This window comes from Streptomyces sp. NBC_00872, from assembly GCF_045161915.1.
Classification (GTDB): domain Bacteria; phylum Actinomycetota; class Actinomycetes; order Streptomycetales; family Streptomycetaceae; genus Streptomyces.
Window position 1 is genome coordinate 3,789,328 of record NZ_CP108806.1, and the last position, 20,387, is coordinate 3,809,714.

Here is a 20,387-nt window from a genome sequence, read left to right on the forward strand (position 1 = left end):
GGACCCTTCCGTACTGGTCAACGCCAGGCGAGCGGTACGGGTTCCCTGGCGCGCCCGGCCACGGGCGTACGCCGTACGGGTGGGGGCGTCCACGGGAGCGCTCGAAGGGGAGCGCGGTGGTGCGGGACGGAGTTCGTGGTCCCGGTGGGCCCGGGGTGGGTTCTTGAGCGGGCTCGGAGCAGGGGTCGGAGCGGGGCTCGGAGCGGGCTCAGAAGAGGCTGGTGCCGGCGAAGCGCAGCACGAGTTGCGGCGCTCCGGAGAGGGCGAGCCCGGCCACTGCGGTCAGGGCGATGGCCGCGGTGAGGGCCGCGGGGGCCCTGCGTATGACCGGTGCCCCCAGGCCCGAGGGCTCGCCGACCACGCCAGGTCCCATGGGCCCGCCGCCCGCTGCGTCCTCGCCCGGGTCCACGGCGGTCTCACCGGCTCCCTCCGGGGCGCGGAAGAGGACCGTCGTCCACTGGAGGTAGTAGTACAGCGCGATGACCACATTGACGGCCATGACCACGGCCAGCCAGCCGAGCCCCGCGTCGACGGCCGCCGAGAAGACGGTGACCTTGGCGAACAGGCCGATGACACCCGGCGGCAGTCCGGCCAGGCAGAGCAGGAAGAAGCCCATCGCGAGGGCGACGACCGGCCGCCGGGCGGCGAGCCCCTGGTAGTCGGAGACGCGGTTCAGGGGCTTCGTACGGGCCACCAGGGCCACCACGGCGAAGGCGCCCAGATTCACGACGGCGTACATCAGGGCGTACGCGACGGTGGAGCCGATCGGCACAAGAGAGCCGTTCGGCCGGCCGTCCGCGTAGCCCGCGGCCGCGATCGGCACCAGCAGATAGCCGGCCTGGCCGACGGAGGACCAGGCGAGCAGCCGTACCGCGCTCCACGCGCGCGTGGCGGACTGCCGCAGCGCCGCGACATTGCCGACGGTCATGGTGAGAGCGGCCAGTACGGCGAGGACGGGAGCCCAGACGTCCGCGTACGAGGGGAAGCCGATGACGGCGACCAGGATGAGCCCCGAGAAGCCGACCGCCTTGCTGACGACGGAGAGATACGCGGCGATGGGCAGGGGCGCGCCCACATAGGTGTCCGGGACCCAGAAGTGGAAGGGGGCCGCGGCCGTCTTGAACGCGAACCCCACGAGGGTCAGGGCGACGCCTGCCTGCGCCAGGGTGTCGAGCCGGCTGGGGACGCCCGCCTCCAGCCGCGCGGCGATCTGGGTGAGGTGGAGCGTGCCGGTCGTGGCGTACACGAAGCTGACGCCCAGCAGCATCACGGCCGTCGCGGTGACGGAGGAGAGGAAGAACTTCAGCGCGGCCTCGGAGGAGAGACGGTCGCCCCGCCTCAGCCCGACCAGCGCGAAGGCGGGAAGGGAGGCCATCTCCAGTGCGACGACCAGGGTGGCGAGATCGCGCGAGGCGGGCAGCAGGGCCGCGCCGGCCGCGGAGGCGAGCAGCAGGAACCAGTACTCCCCTACGGGGAGTTTCCGTGTCTCACCGCCCATCGTCAGCAGCGCGGTGAGCAGCGCCCCGCCGAGCACCAGAAGCTGGATGACGAGCGCGAAGTGGTCGGCGGTGTAGCTGCACACCGCCGCGTCGGTGGGCAGACAGAACGTCGAGCGGTCACCGTCGCGCAACGGCAGGAGCGTGACCAGCGCGGCGGCGAGACCGGCGACCGTGAGCGCGCCGAGGAGCGGCTTGCGGTGCTCCGGTACGAAGAGGTCGGCGACCAGGACGATCAGGGCGGCCACGGCCGTCACGGTCGGGGGCGCGATCGCGAGCCAGTCGACGGACTGGACGAGGCTCACGGCGCCGGCGGCGCTCTCGGCGGCCACGGTCACGACTTGCCTCCTGCGAGGAGCTGCTGCACGGCGGGGTCGGTCAGACCGAGGAGGACCGCGGGCCAGAGTCCGGCGAGCACGGTCAGGGCGACGAGCGGGGTCCAGGCGGCGAATTCGTATGTCTGGACATCGGCGAGGTGCGACGCCTCCTGCGGCTTCACGCCCATGCAGACCCGTCGTACGACGATCAGCAGATACGCGGCGGTGAGGAGCGTGCCGAGGCCGGCGATCACCATGAAGGTGAGGAAGGCCGGGCGGCTCAGTCCGTCCGCGGGGTCGAAGGCTCCGAACATCGCGAGCATCTCGCCCCAGAATCCGGCCAGTCCCGGCAGACCGAGGGAGGCGACGACCGCGAAGGCGAGCAGTCCGCCGAGGCGGGGTGCGCGGCCGTAGAGCGCGGCGCCGGTCGCCCCGGCGAGGGTGTCGAGGTCAGCGGTGCCGTACCGGTCCTTGACCGCTCCGACCAGGAAGAACAGCAGGCCGGTGATCAGGCCGTGGGCGATGTTGGCGAAGAGCGCGCCGTTGACGCCGGTGGGTGTCATGGTCGCGATACCGAGCAGGACGAAGCCCATGTGGCCGACGGAGGAGTAGGCGATCAGCCGTTTCAGGTCGCCGCCCGCGCCCTGCTTGGCGAGGGCGAGACAGGCCAGAGATCCGTAGATGATGCCGACGACGGCGAACGCCGCGAGATAGGGCGCGAAGGTGCGCATCCCGTCCGGCGCGATGGGCAGGACGATACGGACGAAACCGTACGTACCCATCTTGAGCAGCACACCGGCGAGAAGGACGGAACCGACGGTCGGGGCGGCGGTGTGGGCGTCCGGGAGCCAACTGTGCAGCGGCCACATCGGGGTCTTCACGGCCAGGCCGAGACCGATCGTGAGAACGGCGATGACCTGCACGGATGTACTGAGTCCACGGCCGTTGTCAGTGGCGAGTGCCACCATGTCGAATGTGCCTGCGCGGAGCCCGATGAGCAGCAGGCCGAGCAGCATGACCACGGAACCGAGCAGCGTGTAGAGGATGAACTTCCAGGCGGCGGCCTGCCTGCCGCCGGTGACTCCTTCCGATCCGCCCCAGCGGGCGATCAGGAAGTACATCGGGATCAGCACCATCTCGAAGGCCAGGAAGAAGAGGATCAGATCGAGGACGGCGAAGGTGGCGAGGGTGCCGGACTCAAGGAGGAGCAGGAGGGCGACGAACGCCTTGGGCGAGGCGCCCTTCGGCTGCTTGAAGTAGCTGTAGAGCGCGCAGAGGAAGGTCAGCAGCGCCGTCAGGACCAGAAGGGGGAGTGAGATGCCGTCGATGCCGAGATGGATCCGGATGTCCAGGGCCGCGATCCAGCTCACATCCGTCGTGGCCTGGATCCTCGACGGATGGTCGTGGTCGAAGCCGAGTGCGAGGACGATCGCGGCGACGAGGATCGCGCCGGTCACGGTCACACCGTGGCGCAGCACGGCCTGGTCGGGGCTCTTGCCGCGCAGTCCGGGCGGGGCGGGCAGGAGCGCCGCCACGGCGCCGATGAGCGGCCCGACGACGATCAACGCGAGAAGGAACTGCATCACGGACTCACTGATATCGATCACGGCTCACGCTCCGGCGGCGACGAGTACGGCGGCGATCGCCAGGACGACGGAGCCGGCCAGCAGAGCGCTCATATAGGTCTGCACATTGCCGGTCTGCGCGCGGCGCACCGCGGCGCCGAGCCAGCGGGTGCCGGTGCCCGCTCCGCGTACGTAGGTGTCCACGACCTCGCGGTCGAGGAAGCGGACCAACTGGGCGGCGGCCAGCACGGGGCGTACGAACAGCCGGTGGTACAGGGCGTCGAGATGGAAGCCGACCGCCGCGTGACGGTGCAGCGGTCCCAGCAGCAGTCGGCCGGGGTCCGCCGGGTCGGGGGCCGAGGCGATGGAGCCGTAGACACGGGTGTGGATCTCCATGGCCTCCACCTCCGCGATGGCGGGCTCGGCGTCGGGGTGGGCGAGGACGGCACCGATCGGGGTGCGGGCGGCCAGCGCCGTGGTGTGCCGCCAGCACGCGTAGGTGACCAGACCGCCGACGAGCACGACTCCCGTGCCGAGGACGGAGGTGGTGAGGTTCGGCGCGAGGGTGTGTCCGTCGAACCAGTCGGGGAGATAGCCGACGGCCAGGCCGAGTCCGATGGAGGGGATGGCCAGCACCCAGAGGACGGCGTTCATGGCGACCGGCTGCTTCCCGTGGTCGGGGGCTTCGGCGCCGCGGCCGCGGAAGGCCAGCAGCCAGAGCCGGGTGGCATAGGCGGCGGTGAGGAGGGCGGTGAGGAGCCCGGCGATCAGCACCGTCCAGCCCGCGGCCCCGGAGGTGTCGGCGGCCTCGCCGAAGGCGGCGTGCTCGGCGGCCACGAGGACGGACTCCTTGGAGAAGAAGCCCGCGAAGGGAGGGATCGCGGCGAGGGCGAGCAGCGCGACCGCCGTCGTCCAGTAGGCGTCGGGGATGCGCTTGGGCAGGCCGCTCATACGGGACATGGCGGCCAGTGAGTTGGTGCCGGCGGCGTGGATGATCACGCCCGCGCCGAGGAAGAGGAGGGCCTTGAAGACACCGTGCGCGAGAAGGTGGAAGACGGCCGCGCCGCGGTCGCCCACGGCCAGGGCGCCGGTCATATAGCCGAGTTGGCCGATGGTCGAGTAGGCGAGGACCCGCTTGATGTCGTCCTGGGCGAGGGCGGCGAGCGCCGAACCGACCATGGTGATCGCGGCCATCGCGGCCAGCACCACCAGGGCTGCCGTCGAGGCGGCGAAGACGGGGAGGAGCCGGGCCACGAAGTAGATACCGGCGGCGACCATCGTCGCGGCGTGGATCAGCGCGGAGACGGGCGTGGGACCCGCCATCGCGTCGGGCAGCCAGGTGTGCAGCGGGAACTGGGCGGACTTGCCCGCCACCCCCGCGAGCAGCAGCAGCGCGACCAGGGTGGGGTGGTCCAGGCCACCGCTCGCGACGGTCTCCAGGATGCCGCTGATCCGGAACGTACCGGCGTCGGTGGCGAGCGCGAACAGCCCGAAGAGGAAGGGGACATCACCGAGTTTGGTGACCAGGAACGCCTTGAGGGAGGCGGCACGCGCCTCGGGGGTCTCCCAGTAGTGGCCGACGAGGAAGTACGAGCAGATGCCCATGATCTCCCAGCCGACCAGCAGCACCATCAGATCGCCGGAGTAGACGACGAGCAGCATCGCGGAGGTGAAGAGCGAGACCAGAGCCGCGTACGAGGGGTAGCGCGCGTCGCCGCGCAGATACCCGGTCGAGTAGATCTGCACGCAGGACGCGACAAGGCCGACGAGGACGGCGACCAGGGCCGCGAAGCCGTCGATGGAGAGGGCGAGGTCGATGGGGACCGAGCCGGTGGGGGTGAGCCGGGTCGCGGCTTCCAGCGGTGCCGTACCGCCGCCGGAGCCACCGCCCTGGCGTACGGCCACGACGACGGCGAGAGCGGCGGCCGTCAGGGTCGGCAGAACGGCCAGCGGGCGTACGAACCCGGGCGAGGTACGGCCGAGGAGCAGTCCCGCGACGGCACCGAGGAAGGGCAGAAGGGGGACGAGAACGGCGAGGGTCGTGGTGGTCACGCGGTGGCCTCGGCCTTCTGCGCCGGTGCGTCGGGTTCTTGCCGCTCGGCGGTGTCACGGAGCTTGTCGATGTCCGAGGTGCCGCGGTTGCGGTAGACCATCAGGACGATCGCCAGACCGATGCCGATCTCCGCGGCGGCGATGGCGATGACGAAGAGGGTGAGCGCCTGGCCGGTGTGGAGCGTGTCGCGGAGCCAGACGTCGAAGGCGACGAGATTGAGGTTGACGGCGTTCAGCATCAGCTCGACGGACATCAGGACGAGGATCGCGTTGCGGCGCGCGAGTACCCCGTACAGCCCGGTGCAGAAGAGGAGGGCCGCGAGCACGGCGGGATAGACGAGATGCATCAGCGCTGCTCCTTGCCGCTGCCGGTACCGCCCAGGGGCGCTGTGCCGTTCGTCGCTGAGCTGTTCGGCGCGGTGCCGTTCGTCTCCGTGCCGTGCTTGCGGGACAGGACGATGGCGCCGACGAGGGCGGCCAGCAGAAGCACGGAGAGGGCTTCGAAGGGCAGCACCCAGTTCCGGAACAGGAACCGTCCGGACACCTCGGTGGAGCCCTGGGCCGGTCCCTCCAGATCGACCCAGGTGGTACGGAAGGCGTCGACGACCACCCAGACCAGGGCAGCGGCGGCGGCGACCGCCACGGCCAGCGCGACCGGGCGGTTGCCCGAATCGGCCTCCGGGGAGCGGCCGATGGGCGCCTTGGTGAGCATCAGTCCGAAGAGCAGGAGGACCACGACGGAACCGACATAGATGAGGACCTGCACCCAGGCGATGAACTCCGCCGTCAGGAGCAGATATTCGACGGCCAGGCCGCCGAGTGTCACGACCAGCCAGAGGGCCGCGTGCACCAGTTGTCTGGTCGTGACGGTGACAAGGGCCGCGCCGAAGGTGACCAGACCGACCAGAAGGAAGGTGATCTCGACGCCGGTCGGCGAGAGGAAACCGTGTCCGGCCGCCGCGGTGCCGGCCGCCACCGTGCTGGTCGCCGCCGTTGCTGCGAGGCTCACTCGCCGGCCTCCTGTCCCGGTGCCGGGCCCGGTTCCTGGTCGCGCTGTGCGGCCGCGAGCTTCTCGGCCGTCTTGCGGGCCGTGGAGAGTTCCTTCGGCTCCTCCGCGCCGGGATCGAGCGCGGGCGGCGCAGGCACCGTCCACATCCATTCGCGGAGCCTGTCCCGCTCATGGGTCAGTTCACGGATGTCCGTCTCCGCGTACTCGAACTCCGGCGACCAGAACAGCGCGTCGAAAGGACAGACCTCGATGCAGATACCGCAGTACATACAGAGCGCGAAGTCGATGGCGAACCGGTCGAGGACGTTCCGGCTGCGCTCGCGGCCTCCGGGGGCCGTGGCCGGGACGGTCTCCTTGTGGGAGTCGATATAGATGCACCAGTCGGGGCACTCACGGGCGCAGAGCATGCAGACCGTGCAGTTCTCGTCGAACAGCGCGATCACTCCCCGGCTGCGGGGCGGGAGTTCGGGCTGGGCCTCCGGATACTGCGCGGTGACGGACTTCCTCGTCATGGTCCGCAGAGTGACGGCCAGGCCCTTGGCCAGGCCGGAGCCGGGAATCGGGGGCATCAGTTGATCGCCACCTTCACGATGCCGGTGAGCGCGATCTGCGCGAGAGCGAGCGGGATGAGTACGGTCCAGGCCAGCTTCTGGAGCTGGTCCTCACGCAGCCGCGGATAACTCACCCGCAGCCATATGACGACAAAGGCGAGCACGGCCACCTTGAGAAGCGTCCAGACCCAGCCAAGGCCGTCGGCGCCGAACGGACCGTGCCAGCCGCCGAGGAAGAGGACGGTGGTCAGGGCGCAGAGGACGACGATGCCCACGTACTCGGCGAGGAGGAACAGCGCGAAGCGCAGACCCGTGTACTCGGTGTAGGCGCCGAAGATGATCTCGGAGTCGGCGACCGGCATGTCGAAGGGAGGGCGCTGGAGTTCGGCGAGGCCCGCGACGAAGAAGACCAGGGCGCCGACGATCTGCCAGGGCAGCCACCACCACTCGAAGGCATGGAGGATGCCGGGGATCGAGACGGTGCCCGCCGCCATCGCGACCGAGGCGGCGGCGAGCAGCATCGGCAGTTCGTACGCGAGGAGTTGGGCGGCGGTCCGCACCCCGCCGAGCAGGGAGAACTTGTTGGCGGAGGCCCAGCCCGCCATGAGTGAGCCGAGCACTCCGACGCCCAGCACGGCGAGCACGAAGAAGATGCCCGCGTCGACGGCCTGGCCGACCGCGCCCTTGCCGGGGCCGACCGGGATCGCCACCAGGACCAGGAGATACGGGAGAAGGGCGACGGCGGGGGCGAGCTGGAAGATACGGCGGTCGGCGTCGGCCGGGACCACATCCTCCTTCTGTGCGAACTTGACTCCGTCGGCGACGAGTTGGGCCCAGCCGTGGAAGCCGCCCGCGTGCATGGGGCCGAGCCGGCCCTGCATATGGGCCATCACCTTGTGTTCGGCCTGCCCGACGACAAGGGGGAGGACCAGGAACCCGGCGAAGACGACGATCAGCCGGAGGGCGACGTCGAGTACGTCGTTCACGCGTCTCCTTCGGGGCGGTCGCTCGTCGGGCCGTCGCTCGCCGGGCGGTCACTCGCGGGGCGGTCGCTCGCCGGGCCGTCGCTCGCGGGGCGGTCACTCGCCGGGCCGTCGCTCGCGGGGCGGTCACTCGCCGGGCCGTCGCTTTCCGGGCCGCTGCTCCGGCTGCCGTTGTCCTGGGAGCCGTCGTGCTCCGGGCGCTCCTCACGCTCGGGGCTCCCGGCCGGGTTCCCGTTCTCGGGGGCCGTTTCGTCGCCGTCGTCGAAGGCCGGGCGGGGCTTGTGCCAGGGCGCGTCCGGCGCGGACGGGGGCGAGGTCCGGGGCGGAGTGGCCCCAGGCCGCGGTGGGGTGGCCTCGGGCTGGGACGGAGTCGTCCCGGGCTGGGGCGGGGGCGTCTCCGTACCGCCCGCCGTCTCGTTTGTACCGCCCGCCGGCTCGTTTCCAGCACCCTCGGGGCGCGCCGGGCGGCTCGCCGATCCCTCCGAGGCGCTCCGTGTACGGCGGACCGGACGGTCGCCGGTGGCGGCGCGGGCCCCGCGCGCGGGACGGGCCGGGGCGGGCGGGAGCTGCCCCTTGAGCGGCCCCCACTCGTTCGGGTCGGGCACGCCGGGCGGAAGCATCTGGCGGCGCTTGGGGCCGCCGTGGTCGGACTCCCCCGGCTCCTTCGCGCCCGGCCACGCCTTGGCGACCCGGGCCGCGAGGACGAAGTCCTTGCGCAGCGGGTGGCCTTCGAAGGTCTCGGGGAGGAGAAGGGGGACAAGGTTCGGATGATCGGTGAAGGCGACGCCGAACATCTCGTGTGTCTCCCGCTCGTGCCAGCCCGCGCCCGCGTAGACGCCGATGGCCGTGGGCAGGACGGCCGCCTCGTGCGGCACGGTCGTACGGATCAGCAGCCGGCGGACCGTACCGTCGCCCAGGGCGACCACATGGGCGCAGACGCGGAAGCCCGTACCCGGTTCGTCGACGGCGCTCAGCCAGTCGAAGTAGGTGCAGCCCAGCCGGTCGCGGGCGGTTTCGAGCGCGGCGATCCAGGAAGGGGCGGGGACGTCGACCGTCAGAAGGCCGTACGCGCGCTCCGCCGTGGCCTCCTCGCCGAAGATCTCCGCGACCGCGTCCGGGAGCCGGTCGTAAGCGAGCGCGCCGTCGCCGTTCCGGCCGTTCCTGTCCCCACCGCCGCCGTTCCGGCCCTGGCCGTCCCCGTCGCCGTTCCGGTCGGTCGCGTTCATGTCCCGCTCGTTCATGAGGCGCCCTCCCCCGGTGTCGGCGGCGCGGCGACCAGACCGCTGCGCAGCGCGGCCACCGAGGGCCGGCCGCCCGACGCGTAGCGCTCGCCGAGCGACTCGCGGGCGATCTTCTCCTGGAGCTTCAGGATGCCCTGGAGCAGCGCCTCGGGACGGGGCGGGCAGCCCGGTACGTAGACATCGACGGGGATGACCTGGTCGACGCCCTTGGTGACGGAGTACGAGTCCCAGTACGGGCCACCGCAGTTGGAGCAGGCGCCGAAGGAGATCACGTACTTGGGCTCGGGCATCTGCTCGTACAGCCGCTTCACGGCGGGCGCCATCTTGTCCGTGACCGTGCCCGAGACGATCATCAGATCCGCCTGGCGCGGCCCCGGTGCGAACGGGATCACCCCGAGCCGGATGAAGTCGTGCCGGGACATGGAAGCGGCGATGAACTCGATCGCGCAGCAGGCGAGCCCGAAGTTGAAGACCCAGAGGCTGTAGCGGCGGCCCCAGTTGAGGACCACCTTCATGGGCTGGGGGGCCAGCCGGGAGAGCACACCGAGACGGCTCGGCTCCGGCAGCGGCAGCGGCTCCGGCCGCGAACGGGCGACGGACGCGGCGGCCGAGGCGGCCGAGGCGGGAACGGCGTCCGAGACGGCGGCCGAGGCGGGAACGGCGTCCGAGACGGCGGCCGAGGCGGGAACGGCGAGCGGGCCGGAGGCGGCGGGGGTCACGTCCATTCCAGGACGCCCTTCTTCCATGCGTAGAGCAGTCCCACGGCGAGGAAACCGAGGAAGATGAACATCTCGACCAGTGTCGTGACGCCGTATCCGGGAGCGGCGAAGATCGTCGCCCAGGGAAACAGGAAGATCGAGTCGACCGCGAAGATCACATAGAGGAACGCGTAGACGTAGTAGCGGACCTGCGTGTGTGCCCAGCCCTCGCCCACGGGATCGACACCGCATTCGTAGGTGAGCAGTTTCTCCGGCGTCGGCACCACCGGCCGCAGCAGCCGGCCCGCTCCGAAGGCCACGGCGACGAACAGCACACCGACGACCGCGAGCAGTCCGACCACCGAATAGCTCTGGAAGTAGTCCGACGCGAGAACGGTCGATCGCGACACGTCCGTCCCTCGCTCCCTGACCTCGTAGTAATTTCTTCGACGATCTGTACGGACGGGAGTCTAGGCCCTGTTAAAGAGTTGGTAAGCAGCCGCGTCTCGACAGTGGGGTTATCCCTACTTCACCTCACCCAGCTACCCCATGGCGTGGGCCATCGCGTCCGTGCAGGCTTGGCCTCATGACCGTGAGCGACAGCCTCCCCGACGACGACCCGACCGCCGGCCGGCCGGGCCACCGGCCCGATGACCGGCCACCGCCCGTGCGCTTCGCGTACGAGCGGCACACCTGGAAGGAGATCGCGTATCTCCTCACGAACCTCCCGTTCGCGCTGGCCGGATTCATCTATGTGGTGGTCACCGTCTCCACGGGCGCGGCGCTGTCGGTGACGGTGATCGGTCTGCCCTGGTTCGTCGGCGGTCTCACGGGTGCGCGGTTGCTCGGCCGGGCGGAGCGCGCGCGGGCACGGGCGCTGCTGGGCATACGGATCGACGAGCCGAGCTCTCTGTACCGGCGGGGGCGCGGACGGGGGTCCGAGCGCGCAGGCCGTTCCGAAGGTCTGCTGAGCTGGGTGTGGGCCGGTCTGAAGGACCCGGTGGCCTGGCGGACCGTGCTGTACGAGTTCATCCGGCTGCCCTGGGGCGTGGTGACGTTCACCGTCACGCTGGTGGGTCTGTTCGTCCTGTGGCCGGTCCTTCCCCATGTGGCGCGGGGGCTCACCAACGCGGACCGGGCGATGGTGCGGGGGCTGCTGTCGCCCTCCGACGAGTTGGAGCGGCGGATCGCCGAACTGGAATCGGACCGGGGTGTGGTCGTGGACACGGCCGCCGCCGATCTGCGCCGGATCGAACGCGATCTCCACGACGGCGCCCAGGCCCGTCTGGTCGCCCTCGCCATGGGGCTCGGTCTCGCCAAGGAGAAGCTGACGGAGGACCCAGAAGCCGCTGCGAGCATGGTCGACGAGGCGCACGGCGAGGTGAAGCTCGCCCTCCAGGAGCTGCGCGATCTGGCACGCGGCATCCACCCGGCGGTCCTCACCGACCGGGGCCTCGACGCCGCCCTGTCCGCGATCGCCTCCCGCTGCACGGTCCCGGTGAAGGTGACCGTCGATCTGGCCGAGCGGCCCGCGGAGGCGATCGAGGGCATCGCGTATTTCACGGTCTCCGAGCTGCTCCAGAACGTCAGCAAGCACAGCGGGGCGCGCACCGCGGCCGTCGACGTCCGGCGCACGGAGGACCGGCTGCTGCTCCAGGTCACGGACGACGGGCGCGGTGGCGCGCGGCTGGACGGCGGTACGGGCATGTCCGGGCTGGCCGAGCGGCTCGGCGCGGTCGACGGGCTCTTCGTCCTCGATTCACCGGCCGGCGGTCCGACGGTCGTCACGGCCGAACTGCCCTGGTGGCAGCGCGGAAAAGGCTGAGCGGAAGGGCTGAGCGGAAGGGCTGAGCGGAAAAGGCTGAGAAGGCCGGCGCCGGAGCCGGATCCCCCGGGAGCCGCACCCTCCGGGGTGGGGAAAACCCCAGGGTGAAGACGGAGACCGGCCTCATGGTGCCGACCCCCCTCGCCCCAGCAGCATGACGTACATGGAAGCCCCCAGCCCACTCAGCCGGAGCCGCGGCCACGACCACAGCCCGCTCGCAGAACGGACACCACCGATGGCCATGGATCACGGATACGGACACGGACACGGGTACGAACCGGACCGCGGCCACGACCACGGTTCACGGCGGCGGACTCATCTCCTCCCGCCCGCCCTGCGCACGCCGGTCGAGGCACGCACCTGGCGCGAGTTCGGATATCTGCTGCTCAGCATGCCGATCAGCATCGTGTTCTTCACCTACGCGATCACGACGCTCTCGCTCGGCGGAGGGCTGCTCGTCACCTTCCTCGGCATTCCGGTGCTGGCGGCGGGGCTAGCCGGCTGCCGCGGCTTCGGCATGCTGGAGCGGGCGCGGGCCAGGAAGCTGCTGGCACTGGACGTGGCCGACCCCGCGCCGGTACGGGGGAAGAAGAGCGGGATGATGTCCTGGGTCGGCGCGGTGCTGAAGAGCGGGGTGTCCTGGCGGCATCTCGTCTACGGCGTGCTGCACTTCCCCTGGGCGATCTTCGCGTTCATCGTCTCCGTGACGTTCTGGGTCACCAGCTGGGCGCTGTTCACCTATCCGCTCTGGCAGTGGGTGTTCCCCAGGCATCTCGACCAGTCGGGCATCTCCCTCTACAGCGACAGCCGGGGCAATGACTTCTTCCTCGACACCCCGTTCGAGGTCGGTGTCACCAGTGCGCTCGGGCTGGTGCTCGTCCTCGTCACTTCCTGGCTGATACGCGGCCTGGTGACCGTGGACCGGCTGATGGTCTCCGGACTGCTCGGGCCGTCCCGGCTGGCCACCCGGGTCTCCGAGCTGGAGTCGGACCGGGGTGTGGTCGTGGACACGGCCGCCGCCGATCTGCGCCGGATCGAACGCGATCTCCACGACGGCGCCCAGGCCCGCCTGGTCGCCCTCGCCATGGATCTGGGGCTGGCGAAGGAGAAGCTGGCCGAGGACCCGGAGGCCGCCGCGCGCATGGTGGACGAGGCGCACGGGGAAGTGAAGACGGCGCTTCAGGAGCTGCGCGATCTGGCACGCGGCATCCACCCCGCCGTCCTCACCGACCGCGGCCTCGACGCCGCCCTGTCCGCGATCGCCTCCCGCTGCACGGTCCCGGTGAACATGAGCGTCGATCTGCCCTCCAGGCCGGCCGCAGCGATCGAGGGCATCGCGTATTTCACGGTCTCCGAGCTGCTCCAGAACGTCAGCAAGCACGCGCGGGCCCGGCGGGCCACGGTCGATGTGTGGCAGACGCACGACCGGCTGATGCTCCAGGTCACGGACGACGGCCGGGGCGGCGCGGACACCTCCGCGGGGAGCGGGCTGGCCGGGCTGGCGGAGCGGCTGGACGCGGTGGACGGGATCCTGGTCGTCGACTCCCCGGCGGGCGGCCCGACCATGGTGACGGCGGAGCTGCCCTGGCGCGGTTGACGGGGCCGGCGGGAGCGCCTGCGCCCGCGCTGTGGGAGTACGAGGACATACAGAGCGATGCCTCCCGGGATGACCTCCCTGGGAGGCATTCGCATGGGGCTGTCCGGTTTTCCACAGGCGGACGCGGACCGATCCGAATACTGCGATGCTGGGACGCGTGCCGGGCCGGCCCGGACGGATATGGACAGTGACGTAATTCGACAGTGGGGGCTGCAAGGTCGTGGAGGACAGGGTGCGGGTGGTCATCGCCGAGGACTCGGTGCTGCTTCGGGAGGGCCTGACCCGGCTGCTGACCGACCGCGGGCATGACGTGGTCGCCGGTGTCGGTGACGGGGAGGCGCTGATCAAGACCGTCGGCGAGCTGGCGGACCAGGACGCCCTGCCGGATGTGGTGGTCGCGGACGTACGGATGCCGCCGACCCACACCGACGAGGGGGTACGGGCGGCGGTGCGGCTGCGCCGGGAGCATCCGGGGGTCGGGGTGCTGGTGCTCTCGCAGTATGTCGAGGAGCAGTACGCGACCGAGCTGCTGGCCGGCAGCAGCCGGGGCGTGGGCTATCTGCTCAAGGACCGGGTGGCCGAGGTCCGGGAGTTCGTCGACGCCGTCGTACGGGTGGCCAGGGGCGGCACCGCGCTGGACCCGGAGGTGGTGGCGCAGCTTCTGGGCCGGAGCCGGAAGCAGGACGTGCTCGCGGGGCTCACCCCTCGTGAGAGGGAGGTCCTCGGTCTGATGGCCGAGGGGCGGACGAACTCGGCGATCGCCAAGCAGCTCGTCGTGAGCGACGGCGCGGTCGAGAAGCACGTCAGCAATATCTTCCAGAAGCTGGGGCTCTCCCCCAGTGACGGAGATCACCGCCGGGTCCTGGCCGTACTGACCTATCTGAGGAACTGACCCGGGAAAGCTCACCGCGCCGCCAGGAAACGACCGGCGCCGTACCCGTTCCGCTGCCGTCCCGTCAGATGTGCGGCGGCGCGGAAACCCTCGGCCAGGCCCGCCAGGCCCGAGCAGGACTTAATACCAAAGGATGAGAACCGAGCGACGACAACGGACCGATACGGGGGCGGGAAACCGTGACAAACCGGTACACCGATTCATCTCAGACCGAGGTCCATCATACGATCGGTCCAGGGAAGGCGACCCTTACCGACGTAGGGTGGCCTGTGGGACTGCCGGCGGCCGGTCGGTCCCGAGCCGCCGCCTCGAGGGAGGTCCAGTTCAGTGACCAGCCAGGTCAGTAGCCCAGCAGAGCATGCCGATGAGGCCGACGACGCGGGCAAGAGTGTGCCCGCCGTCGGTGAACAGCACGTCTCTCTGTCCGGCTCCGAGGGCCGAGAAGGCACGGGCGAGAAGGAGATCCGCCGTCTGGACCGGGTCATCATCCGCTTCGCGGGCGACTCCGGGGACGGGATGCAGCTCACGGGTGACCGCTTCACCTCGGAGACGGCGTCGTTCGGGAACGACCTGTCGACGCTGCCGAACTTCCCCGCCGAGATCCGGGCGCCCGCCGGGACGCTGCCGGGTGTCTCCTCGTTCCAACTCCACTTCGCCGACCACGACATCCTCACCCCGGGCGACGCGCCGAACGTACTGGTCGCCATGAACCCGGCGGCCCTGAAGGCGAATATCGGCGATGTGCCGCGGGGCGCGGAAATCATCGTGAACACCGACGAGTTCACCAAGCGCCCGATGGCCAAGGTCGGTTATCTGACCTCACCGCTGGAGGACGGCTCACTCGACGGCTATCAGGTCCACCCGGTGCCGCTGACGACGCTGACGATCGAGGCGCTCAAGGACTTCGGGCTCTCCCGCAAGGAGGCCGAGCGCTCGAAGAACATGTTCGCGCTCGGACTGCTGTCGTGGATGTACAACCGGCCGACGGAGGGCACCGAGCGGTTCCTGCGCTCCAAGTTCGCCAAGAAGCCGCAGATCGCCGAGGCGAACGTGACGGCGTTCCGCGCGGGGTGGAACTTCGGCGAGACCACCGAGGACTTCGCGGTCAGTTACGAGGTCGCCCCGGCCGACTCCGCGTTCCCGGCCGGTACGTACCGCAACATCTCCGGGAACCTGGCCCTGTCGTACGGACTGATCGCCGCCTCCCACCAGGCGGAGGTGCCGCTCTATCTGGGCTCGTACCCGATCACCCCCGCCTCGGACATCCTGCACGAGCTGTCCCGGCACAAGAACTTCGGCGTACGGACCTTCCAGGCCGAGGACGAGATCGCCGCCATCGGCGCCGCGCTCGGTGCCTCCTTCGGCGGCTCGCTCGGCGTCACCACCACCTCGGGCCCCGGTGTGGCGCTCAAGTCGGAGACGATCGGTCTCGCGGTCTCGCTGGAGCTGCCGCTGCTGGTCGTCGCCATCCAGCGGGGCGGCCCCTCCACCGGGCTGCCGACCAAGACGGAGCAGGCGGATCTGCTCCAGGCGATGTACGGGCGCAACGGCGAGGCCCCCGTCCCGGTGATCGCGCCGCGGACGCCGGCGGACTGCTTCGACGCCGCGCTCGAAGCGGCCAGGATCGCGCTGACCTACCGCACCCCGGTCTTCCTGCTCTCCGACGGCTATCTGGCCAACGGCTCGGAGCCCTGGCGGATCCCCGAGACCGAGGAACTCCCCGATCTGCGGGTGCGGTTCGCCACCGGACCGAACCATCAACTGGCCGACGGCACCGAGGTGTTCTGGCCGTACAAGCGCGACCCGCAGACCCTGGCCCGCCCCTGGGCGGTGCCCGGCACCCCCGGTCTCGAACACCGTATCGGCGGGATCGAGAAGCAGGACGGCACGGGCAATATCTCGTACGACCCGGCCAACCACGACCTCATGGTGCGCACCCGTCAGGCCAAGATCGACGGTATCCAGGTGCCCGATGTGACCGTCGACGACCCGGACGGCGCCCGCACCCTGGTGCTGGGCTGGGGCTCCACCTACGGCCCGATCACCGCCGCCGTCCGCCGGCTGCGCAGGGGCGGGACGCCCATCGCCCAGGCCCATCTGCGCCATATCAACCCCTTCCCGCGCAATCTCGGGGAGATCCTCGCGCGTTACGACAAGGTCGTGGTGCCGGAGATGAACCTCGGGCAGCTCGCCACCCTGCTGAGGGCGAGATATCTGGTGGACGCGCACTCGTACAACCAGGTCAACGGCATGCCGTTCAAGGCCGAGCAGCTCGCCACGGCTCTCAAGGAGGCCATCCATGTCTGACGCCAACGAGTTGCTGACGCTGGTCCCCAAGGCCGCGGCCAAGCAGTCCATGAAGGACTTCAAGTCGGACCAGGAGGTCCGCTGGTGCCCCGGCTGCGGTGACTACGCGGTACTGGCCGCGGTCCAGGGCTTCATGCCCGAACTGGGCCTGGCCAAGGAGAACATCGTCTTCGTCTCGGGCATCGGCTGCTCCTCCCGCTTCCCGTACTACATGAATACGTACGGGATGCACTCCATCCACGGCCGCGCCCCCGCGATCGCCACCGGTCTGGCCACCTCGCGCCGCGATCTGTCGGTCTGGGTCGTCACGGGCGACGGGGACGCGCTCTCCATCGGCGGCAACCACCTGATCCACGCGCTGCGCAGGAACGTCAATCTCAAGATCCTGCTGTTCAACAACCGGATCTACGGGCTGACCAAGGGCCAGTACTCCCCCACCTCCGAGCTCGGGAAGATCACCAAGTCGACCCCGATGGGCTCGCTCGACGCGCCCTTCAACCCGGTGTCGCTGGCGATCGGCGCGGAGGCTTCGTTCGTGGCCCGTACGGTCGACTCCGACCGCAAGCACCTCACCGAGGTACTGCGGCAGGCCGCCGACCACCCGGGCACGGCGCTGGTGGAGATCTACCAGAACTGCAACATCTTCAACGACGGCGCCTTCGAGGTCCTGAAGGACAAGCAGCGGGCGGAAGAGGCCGTGATCCGGCTGGAGCACGGGCAGCCGATCCGCTTCGGCGCCGAGGGCTCCAAGGGTGTGGTCAGGGACCCGGCGACCGGTGATCTCCAGGTCGTGGCCGTCACCCCCGAGAACGAGTCGCGGATCGTCGTCCATGACGCGCACGCGGCGAGCCCCACCACGGCGTTCGCGCTGTCGCGTCTCGCGGACCCGGACACCCTGCACCACACGCCCATCGGGGTACTGCGCAGCGTCGAGCGGCCGGTCTACGACACCTTGATGTCGGACCAGCTCGACCTGGCCGTCGAACAGCAGGGCAAGGGTGATCTGTCCACGGTGCTCGCCGGTGGCGACACCTGGACCGTCGTCGGCTGAGCCGTAGCCGGCCGTAGTGCGCCGTGCGCCGTGAGGCCCGGATCTTCTAGGAGATCCGGGCCTTGTCGTATGCCTCGGAAGCCGGGGCCGGGTCGTCCGTCTCGGCGGCTCGGGTCCTGTCGTACGCCTCGCGGGCCCGGAACACCTCGTCCAGCCGCCGTTCGGTCCAGCGGGCCAGCCCCCAGACCTGCTCGGCGGCCTCCCTGCCCAGACCGGTCAGCGTGTAATCCACGCGCGGCGGGATGACGGGCCGGGCGTCGCGATGGACGAAGCCGTCGCGCTCCAGGGTCCTGAGCGTCTGCGCGAGCATCTTCTCGCTGACACCGCCGACCTCGCGCCGCAGCTCGCTGAAGCGGTACGAGCGCTCCAGCAGGGCGGCCAGTACGAGCACACCCCAGCGGCTCGTGACATGTTCCAGGACCAGCCGGGAGGGGCACATCTGCCGGTTGACGTCCGGCACGCTGCTTACGGTCATACCCGTACCTTACTTCAAAGTGGGTACTTACCCCAGGTTAGTGCAGCCCGTAGGGTGAGTTCCAGAGCGCTACGAAACCGTACGAACTGGAGAAATCCCCCATGAGCATCGTTGTCACCGGAGCCACCGGACATCTCGGCCGGCTGGTCGTCGAGTCCCTGCTCGCCGCCGATGTCCCGGCCGACGGGATCGCCGCCGTCGCGCGGAGCGAGGAGAAGGCGGCGGATCTCGTGACGCGCGGTGTCGAGCTGCGCCTCGCCGACTACAACCGCCCCGAGACGCTGGCGGGAGCGTTCCACGCGGGCGACCGGGTGCTGCTGATCTCCGGGAGCGAGGTCGGCAGGCGCGTACCGCAGCACAGCGCCGTCATCGACGCGGCGCGGGCGGCGGGCGTGGCCCAGCTCGCGTACACGGGCGTGCTGGGCGGGCCCGAGGCCGACTTCGAGCTGGCGGCCGAGCACAAGGAGACCGAGCGCCTGATCCTCGAATCGGGACTGCCGTACACCTTCCTGCGCAACGGCTGGTACACCGAGGTCTACACCGACAACCTCGCCCCCGTGCTGGAGCACGGCACCGTCGTCGCCAACGCGGGCGAGGGCCGTCTCGCCTCCGCGTCCCGCGCCGACTACGCGGCGGCGGCCGCCGCCGTACTGACCGGCGACGGCCATCTGAACGCGGTGTACGAGCTGAGCGGCGACACGGCGTGGTCGTTCGCCGAGTACGCGGCCGAGCTGTCACGGCAGACCGGCAGGACGATCACGTACAGCGACGTGCCGGGCGCGACGCGGCTGGAGATCCTCACCGGCGCCGGAGTGCCCGAGCCGTTCGCGGCGATCCTCGTGGACGTGGACCACGCGATCGCGCGGGGTCTGCTCGCCCGTACGACCGGTGATCTGGCACGGCTGGCCGGGCGCCCGACGACACCGCTCGCCGACACGGTCGCCGAGGCGCTCAAGGCCTGACGCGCCCTCAGCCCGCTCACACCCGCACCCGCACGCCACGGGGGCACTCCCCGTACCGCGCCCCCGTGACCGCTCCCGCACTGCCCAGCACTGCCCCGTACCACCCCCCGTACCGACCCGGTACCGCCCCCGGACCGTCATGACCGTATGACGGTACGGGAATGACATGCGGCCCCGCCCGGCGTTACCTTCATGGCGGAACGGCGCGGGGCGGACAGGGCAGCGCGGGACGGACGGGGAGGGCCAGTGAAGGCGGACAGCGAGCAGCGGAGCGGACTGCTGTACGGGGTCGGCGCCTACGGGATGTGGGGGCTGGTCCCGCTCTTCTGGCCACTGCTCGAACCGGCCGGCGCGACGGAGATCCTCGCCCACCGCATGGTCTGGTCGCTGGGCGTGGTCGCGATCTGGCTGCTGGCGCTGCGCCGCTGGGGCTGGATGACCGAGCTGATACGCCAGCCCCGAAAGCTGGGGCTCATCGCCGTCGCCGCCGTCACCATCTCCCTCAACTGGGGTTTCTATATCTGGGCGGTCAACACCGGCCGGGTCGTGGAAGCCGCTCTCGGCTATTTCATCAATCCGCTCGTGACGATCGCCCTGGGCGTTCTGCTGCTCAAGGAACGGCTGCGGCCCGCGCAGTGGACGGCGGTCTTCATCGCCTTCGCCGCCGTGCTGGTCCTGGCCGTCGGCTACGGGCAGCCGCCGTGGATCTCTCTGGTGCTGGCCTTCTCGTTCGCGACATACGGCCTGATCAAGAAGAAGATCAATATCGGCGGTCTGGAGTCACTGGCGGCGGAGACCGCGGTCCTCTTCCTGCCCGCGCTCGGCTATCTGGTGTGGCTGGGCGTGTCCGGCTCGACCACATTCGGCAGCGAGGGGACGGGTCATATGGCCCTGCTCGCCGGGACGGGCGTGGTCACCGCCCTGCCGCTGGTCTGCTTCGGCGCGGCGGCGATCCGGGTGCCGCTGTCGACGCTGGGGCTGCTCCAGTATCTGGCCCCGGTCTTCCAGTTCCTGCTGGGCGTCCTCTATTTCCACGAGGCGATGCCCCCGGAGCGGTGGGCAGGCTTCTCACTGGTCTGGCTGGCGCTGGCGATCCTGACCTGGGACGCGCTGCGCAACGCCCGGCGTACGAGGGGGCAGGCACTGGCGCTGCGGCTGGCTGCGGCCGCCGCGGCGGCGGCCGCAGCCGCGCCGGTTCCGGCTCCGTCGCCGTCGGAACCGGCGCCCTTGGCCTCGGAACCGGCGCCCTCGCAGTCGTCGCCGGGCGCGGGCCGCCACGAGCCCGCGACCTGACCGCGGCGGCGAGCCGGCTCCGCACGGCGTTCGGGCGTACGAAGGATCAAACCGCCCGTGTCCGTCGGGGACA

General features: G+C 70.5%; 18 protein-coding genes. 7 read left to right on the forward strand and 11 right to left on the reverse strand.

Annotated features, from left to right (window positions below; all coding sequences use genetic code 11):
• Nucleotides 1-208: 208 nt before the first annotated feature.
• From OG214_RS16160 to OG214_RS16205, 10 genes are read right to left on the reverse strand one after another with little or no spacing between them, the layout of a single operon-like run.
• Nucleotides 209-1,834 carry an NADH-quinone oxidoreductase subunit N gene (locus OG214_RS16160; RefSeq protein WP_405985120.1) on the reverse strand — a complete coding sequence of 542 codons (1,626 nt, stop codon included), beginning with the start codon at nt 1,832-1,834 and terminating at the stop codon, nt 209-211.
• Nucleotides 1,831-3,396, reverse strand: a complete 1,566-nt coding sequence (locus tag OG214_RS16165; protein ID WP_405987521.1) for a NuoM family protein — start codon at nt 3,394-3,396, stop codon at nt 1,831-1,833. Before OG214_RS16165 ends, OG214_RS16160 begins: the two co-directional genes overlap by 4 nt.
• Before the next feature lie 27 nt (nt 3,397-3,423).
• The gene (locus OG214_RS16170; RefSeq protein ID WP_405985121.1) at nt 3,424-5,430 is read right to left on the reverse strand and encodes an NADH-quinone oxidoreductase subunit L; all 2,007 of its coding nucleotides are present in this window, start codon (nt 5,428-5,430) and stop codon (nt 3,424-3,426) included.
• Nucleotides 5,427-5,777 (reverse strand): NADH-quinone oxidoreductase subunit NuoK, encoded by a 351-nt coding sequence (nuoK, locus tag OG214_RS16175; RefSeq protein WP_363082050.1) that lies wholly within the window; start codon nt 5,775-5,777, stop codon nt 5,427-5,429. The genes OG214_RS16170 and nuoK overlap by 4 nt, the downstream gene beginning before the upstream one ends.
• A complete protein-coding gene (locus OG214_RS16180) occupies nt 5,777-6,439 on the reverse strand; it encodes an NADH-quinone oxidoreductase subunit J (protein ID WP_363082049.1) in 663 nt (220 codons plus the stop codon). The genes nuoK and OG214_RS16180 overlap by 1 nt, the downstream gene beginning before the upstream one ends.
• Nucleotides 6,436-7,008 carry an NADH-quinone oxidoreductase subunit I gene (locus tag OG214_RS16185; RefSeq protein WP_363082048.1) on the reverse strand — a complete coding sequence of 191 codons (573 nt, stop codon included), beginning with the start codon at nt 7,006-7,008 and terminating at the stop codon, nt 6,436-6,438. Before OG214_RS16185 ends, OG214_RS16180 begins: the two co-directional genes overlap by 4 nt.
• Complete coding sequence (locus OG214_RS16190; RefSeq protein WP_363082047.1) at nt 7,008-7,976, reverse strand: complex I subunit 1 family protein; 969 nt, start codon at nt 7,974-7,976, stop codon at nt 7,008-7,010. Before OG214_RS16190 ends, OG214_RS16185 begins: the two co-directional genes overlap by 1 nt.
• Entirely contained in the window at nt 7,973-9,214 is a 1,242-nt protein-coding gene (locus OG214_RS16195; protein WP_405985122.1) for an NADH-quinone oxidoreductase subunit C, read from the reverse strand. Before OG214_RS16195 ends, OG214_RS16190 begins: the two co-directional genes overlap by 4 nt.
• Complete coding sequence (locus tag OG214_RS16200; protein ID WP_405985123.1) at nt 9,211-9,939, reverse strand: NADH-quinone oxidoreductase subunit B; 729 nt, start codon at nt 9,937-9,939, stop codon at nt 9,211-9,213. The genes OG214_RS16195 and OG214_RS16200 overlap by 4 nt, the downstream gene beginning before the upstream one ends.
• A complete protein-coding gene (locus OG214_RS16205) occupies nt 9,930-10,322 on the reverse strand; it encodes an NADH-quinone oxidoreductase subunit A (protein WP_363082044.1) in 393 nt (130 codons plus the stop codon). The genes OG214_RS16200 and OG214_RS16205 overlap by 10 nt, the downstream gene beginning before the upstream one ends.
• 176 nt (nt 10,323-10,498) lie before the next feature.
• On the opposite strand from OG214_RS16205, the gene OG214_RS16210 reads away from it, so the two are divergent.
• The 5 genes from OG214_RS16210 (at nt 10,499) to OG214_RS16230 (ending at nt 17,584) form a co-directional block, all read left to right on the forward strand.
• On the forward strand, nt 10,499-11,737 hold the full coding sequence (locus OG214_RS16210; RefSeq protein WP_405985124.1) for a sensor histidine kinase: 1,239 nt from the start codon (nt 10,499-10,501) through the stop codon (nt 11,735-11,737).
• 235 nt (nt 11,738-11,972) lie between these two features.
• Nucleotides 11,973-13,334 (forward strand): sensor histidine kinase, encoded by a 1,362-nt coding sequence (locus tag OG214_RS16215; RefSeq protein WP_405985125.1) that lies wholly within the window; start codon nt 11,973-11,975, stop codon nt 13,332-13,334.
• A gap of 232 nt (nt 13,335-13,566) precedes the next feature.
• Nucleotides 13,567-14,226, forward strand: a complete 660-nt coding sequence (locus OG214_RS16220; RefSeq protein WP_363084745.1) for a response regulator transcription factor — start codon at nt 13,567-13,569, stop codon at nt 14,224-14,226.
• A 327-nt stretch (nt 14,227-14,553) separates the two neighbouring features.
• Nucleotides 14,554-16,533 (forward strand): 2-oxoacid:acceptor oxidoreductase subunit alpha, encoded by a 1,980-nt coding sequence (locus OG214_RS16225; protein WP_363084742.1) that lies wholly within the window; start codon nt 14,554-14,556, stop codon nt 16,531-16,533.
• The gene (locus OG214_RS16230; protein ID WP_363084741.1) at nt 16,526-17,584 is read left to right on the forward strand and encodes a 2-oxoacid:ferredoxin oxidoreductase subunit beta; all 1,059 of its coding nucleotides are present in this window, start codon (nt 16,526-16,528) and stop codon (nt 17,582-17,584) included. Before OG214_RS16225 ends, OG214_RS16230 begins: the two co-directional genes overlap by 8 nt.
• Before the next feature lie 46 nt (nt 17,585-17,630).
• Here OG214_RS16230 and OG214_RS16235 read toward each other — a convergent pair whose 3' ends face one another.
• The gene (locus OG214_RS16235; RefSeq protein WP_363084740.1) at nt 17,631-18,059 is read right to left on the reverse strand and encodes a helix-turn-helix domain-containing protein; all 429 of its coding nucleotides are present in this window, start codon (nt 18,057-18,059) and stop codon (nt 17,631-17,633) included.
• A 101-nt stretch (nt 18,060-18,160) separates the two neighbouring features.
• On the opposite strand from OG214_RS16235, the gene OG214_RS16240 reads away from it, so the two are divergent.
• Nucleotides 18,161-19,021, forward strand: a complete 861-nt coding sequence (locus OG214_RS16240) for an SDR family oxidoreductase (RefSeq protein WP_405985126.1) — start codon at nt 18,161-18,163, stop codon at nt 19,019-19,021.
• A gap of 246 nt (nt 19,022-19,267) precedes the next feature.
• Nucleotides 19,268-20,314 carry an EamA family transporter RarD gene (gene rarD / locus OG214_RS16245; protein WP_405985127.1) on the forward strand — a complete coding sequence of 349 codons (1,047 nt, stop codon included), beginning with the start codon at nt 19,268-19,270 and terminating at the stop codon, nt 20,312-20,314.
• Nucleotides 20,315-20,387 lie beyond the last annotated feature (73 nt).

What these genes read in the sequence shown, in the direction of transcription:
- OG214_RS16165 (WP_405987521.1), bottom strand. Translation starts at nt 3,396, where the DNA reads ATGCAGTTCCTTCTCGCGTTGATCGTCGTCGGGCCGCTCATCGGCGCC.
- nuoK (WP_363082050.1), bottom strand. Translation starts at nt 5,777, where the DNA reads ATGCATCTCGTCTATCCCGCCGTGCTCGCGGCCCTCCTCTTCTGCACC.
- OG214_RS16185 (WP_363082048.1), bottom strand. Translation starts at nt 7,008, where the DNA reads ATGCCCCCGATTCCCGGCTCCGGCCTGGCCAAGGGCCTGGCCGTCACT.
- OG214_RS16195 (WP_405985122.1), bottom strand. Translation starts at nt 9,214, where the DNA reads ATGAACGAGCGGGACATGAACGCGACCGACCGGAACGGCGACGGGGAC.
- OG214_RS16200 (WP_405985123.1), bottom strand. Translation starts at nt 9,939, where the DNA reads ATGGACGTGACCCCCGCCGCCTCCGGCCCGCTCGCCGTTCCCGCCTCG.
- OG214_RS16210 (WP_405985124.1), top strand. Translation starts at nt 10,499, where the DNA reads ATGACCGTGAGCGACAGCCTCCCCGACGACGACCCGACCGCCGGCCGG.
- OG214_RS16215 (WP_405985125.1), top strand. Translation starts at nt 11,973, where the DNA reads ATGGCCATGGATCACGGATACGGACACGGACACGGGTACGAACCGGAC.
- OG214_RS16230 (WP_363084741.1), top strand. Translation starts at nt 16,526, where the DNA reads ATGTCTGACGCCAACGAGTTGCTGACGCTGGTCCCCAAGGCCGCGGCC.
- OG214_RS16235 (WP_363084740.1), bottom strand. Translation starts at nt 18,059, where the DNA reads ATGACCGTAAGCAGCGTGCCGGACGTCAACCGGCAGATGTGCCCCTCC.
- OG214_RS16240 (WP_405985126.1), top strand. Translation starts at nt 18,161, where the DNA reads ATGAGCATCGTTGTCACCGGAGCCACCGGACATCTCGGCCGGCTGGTC.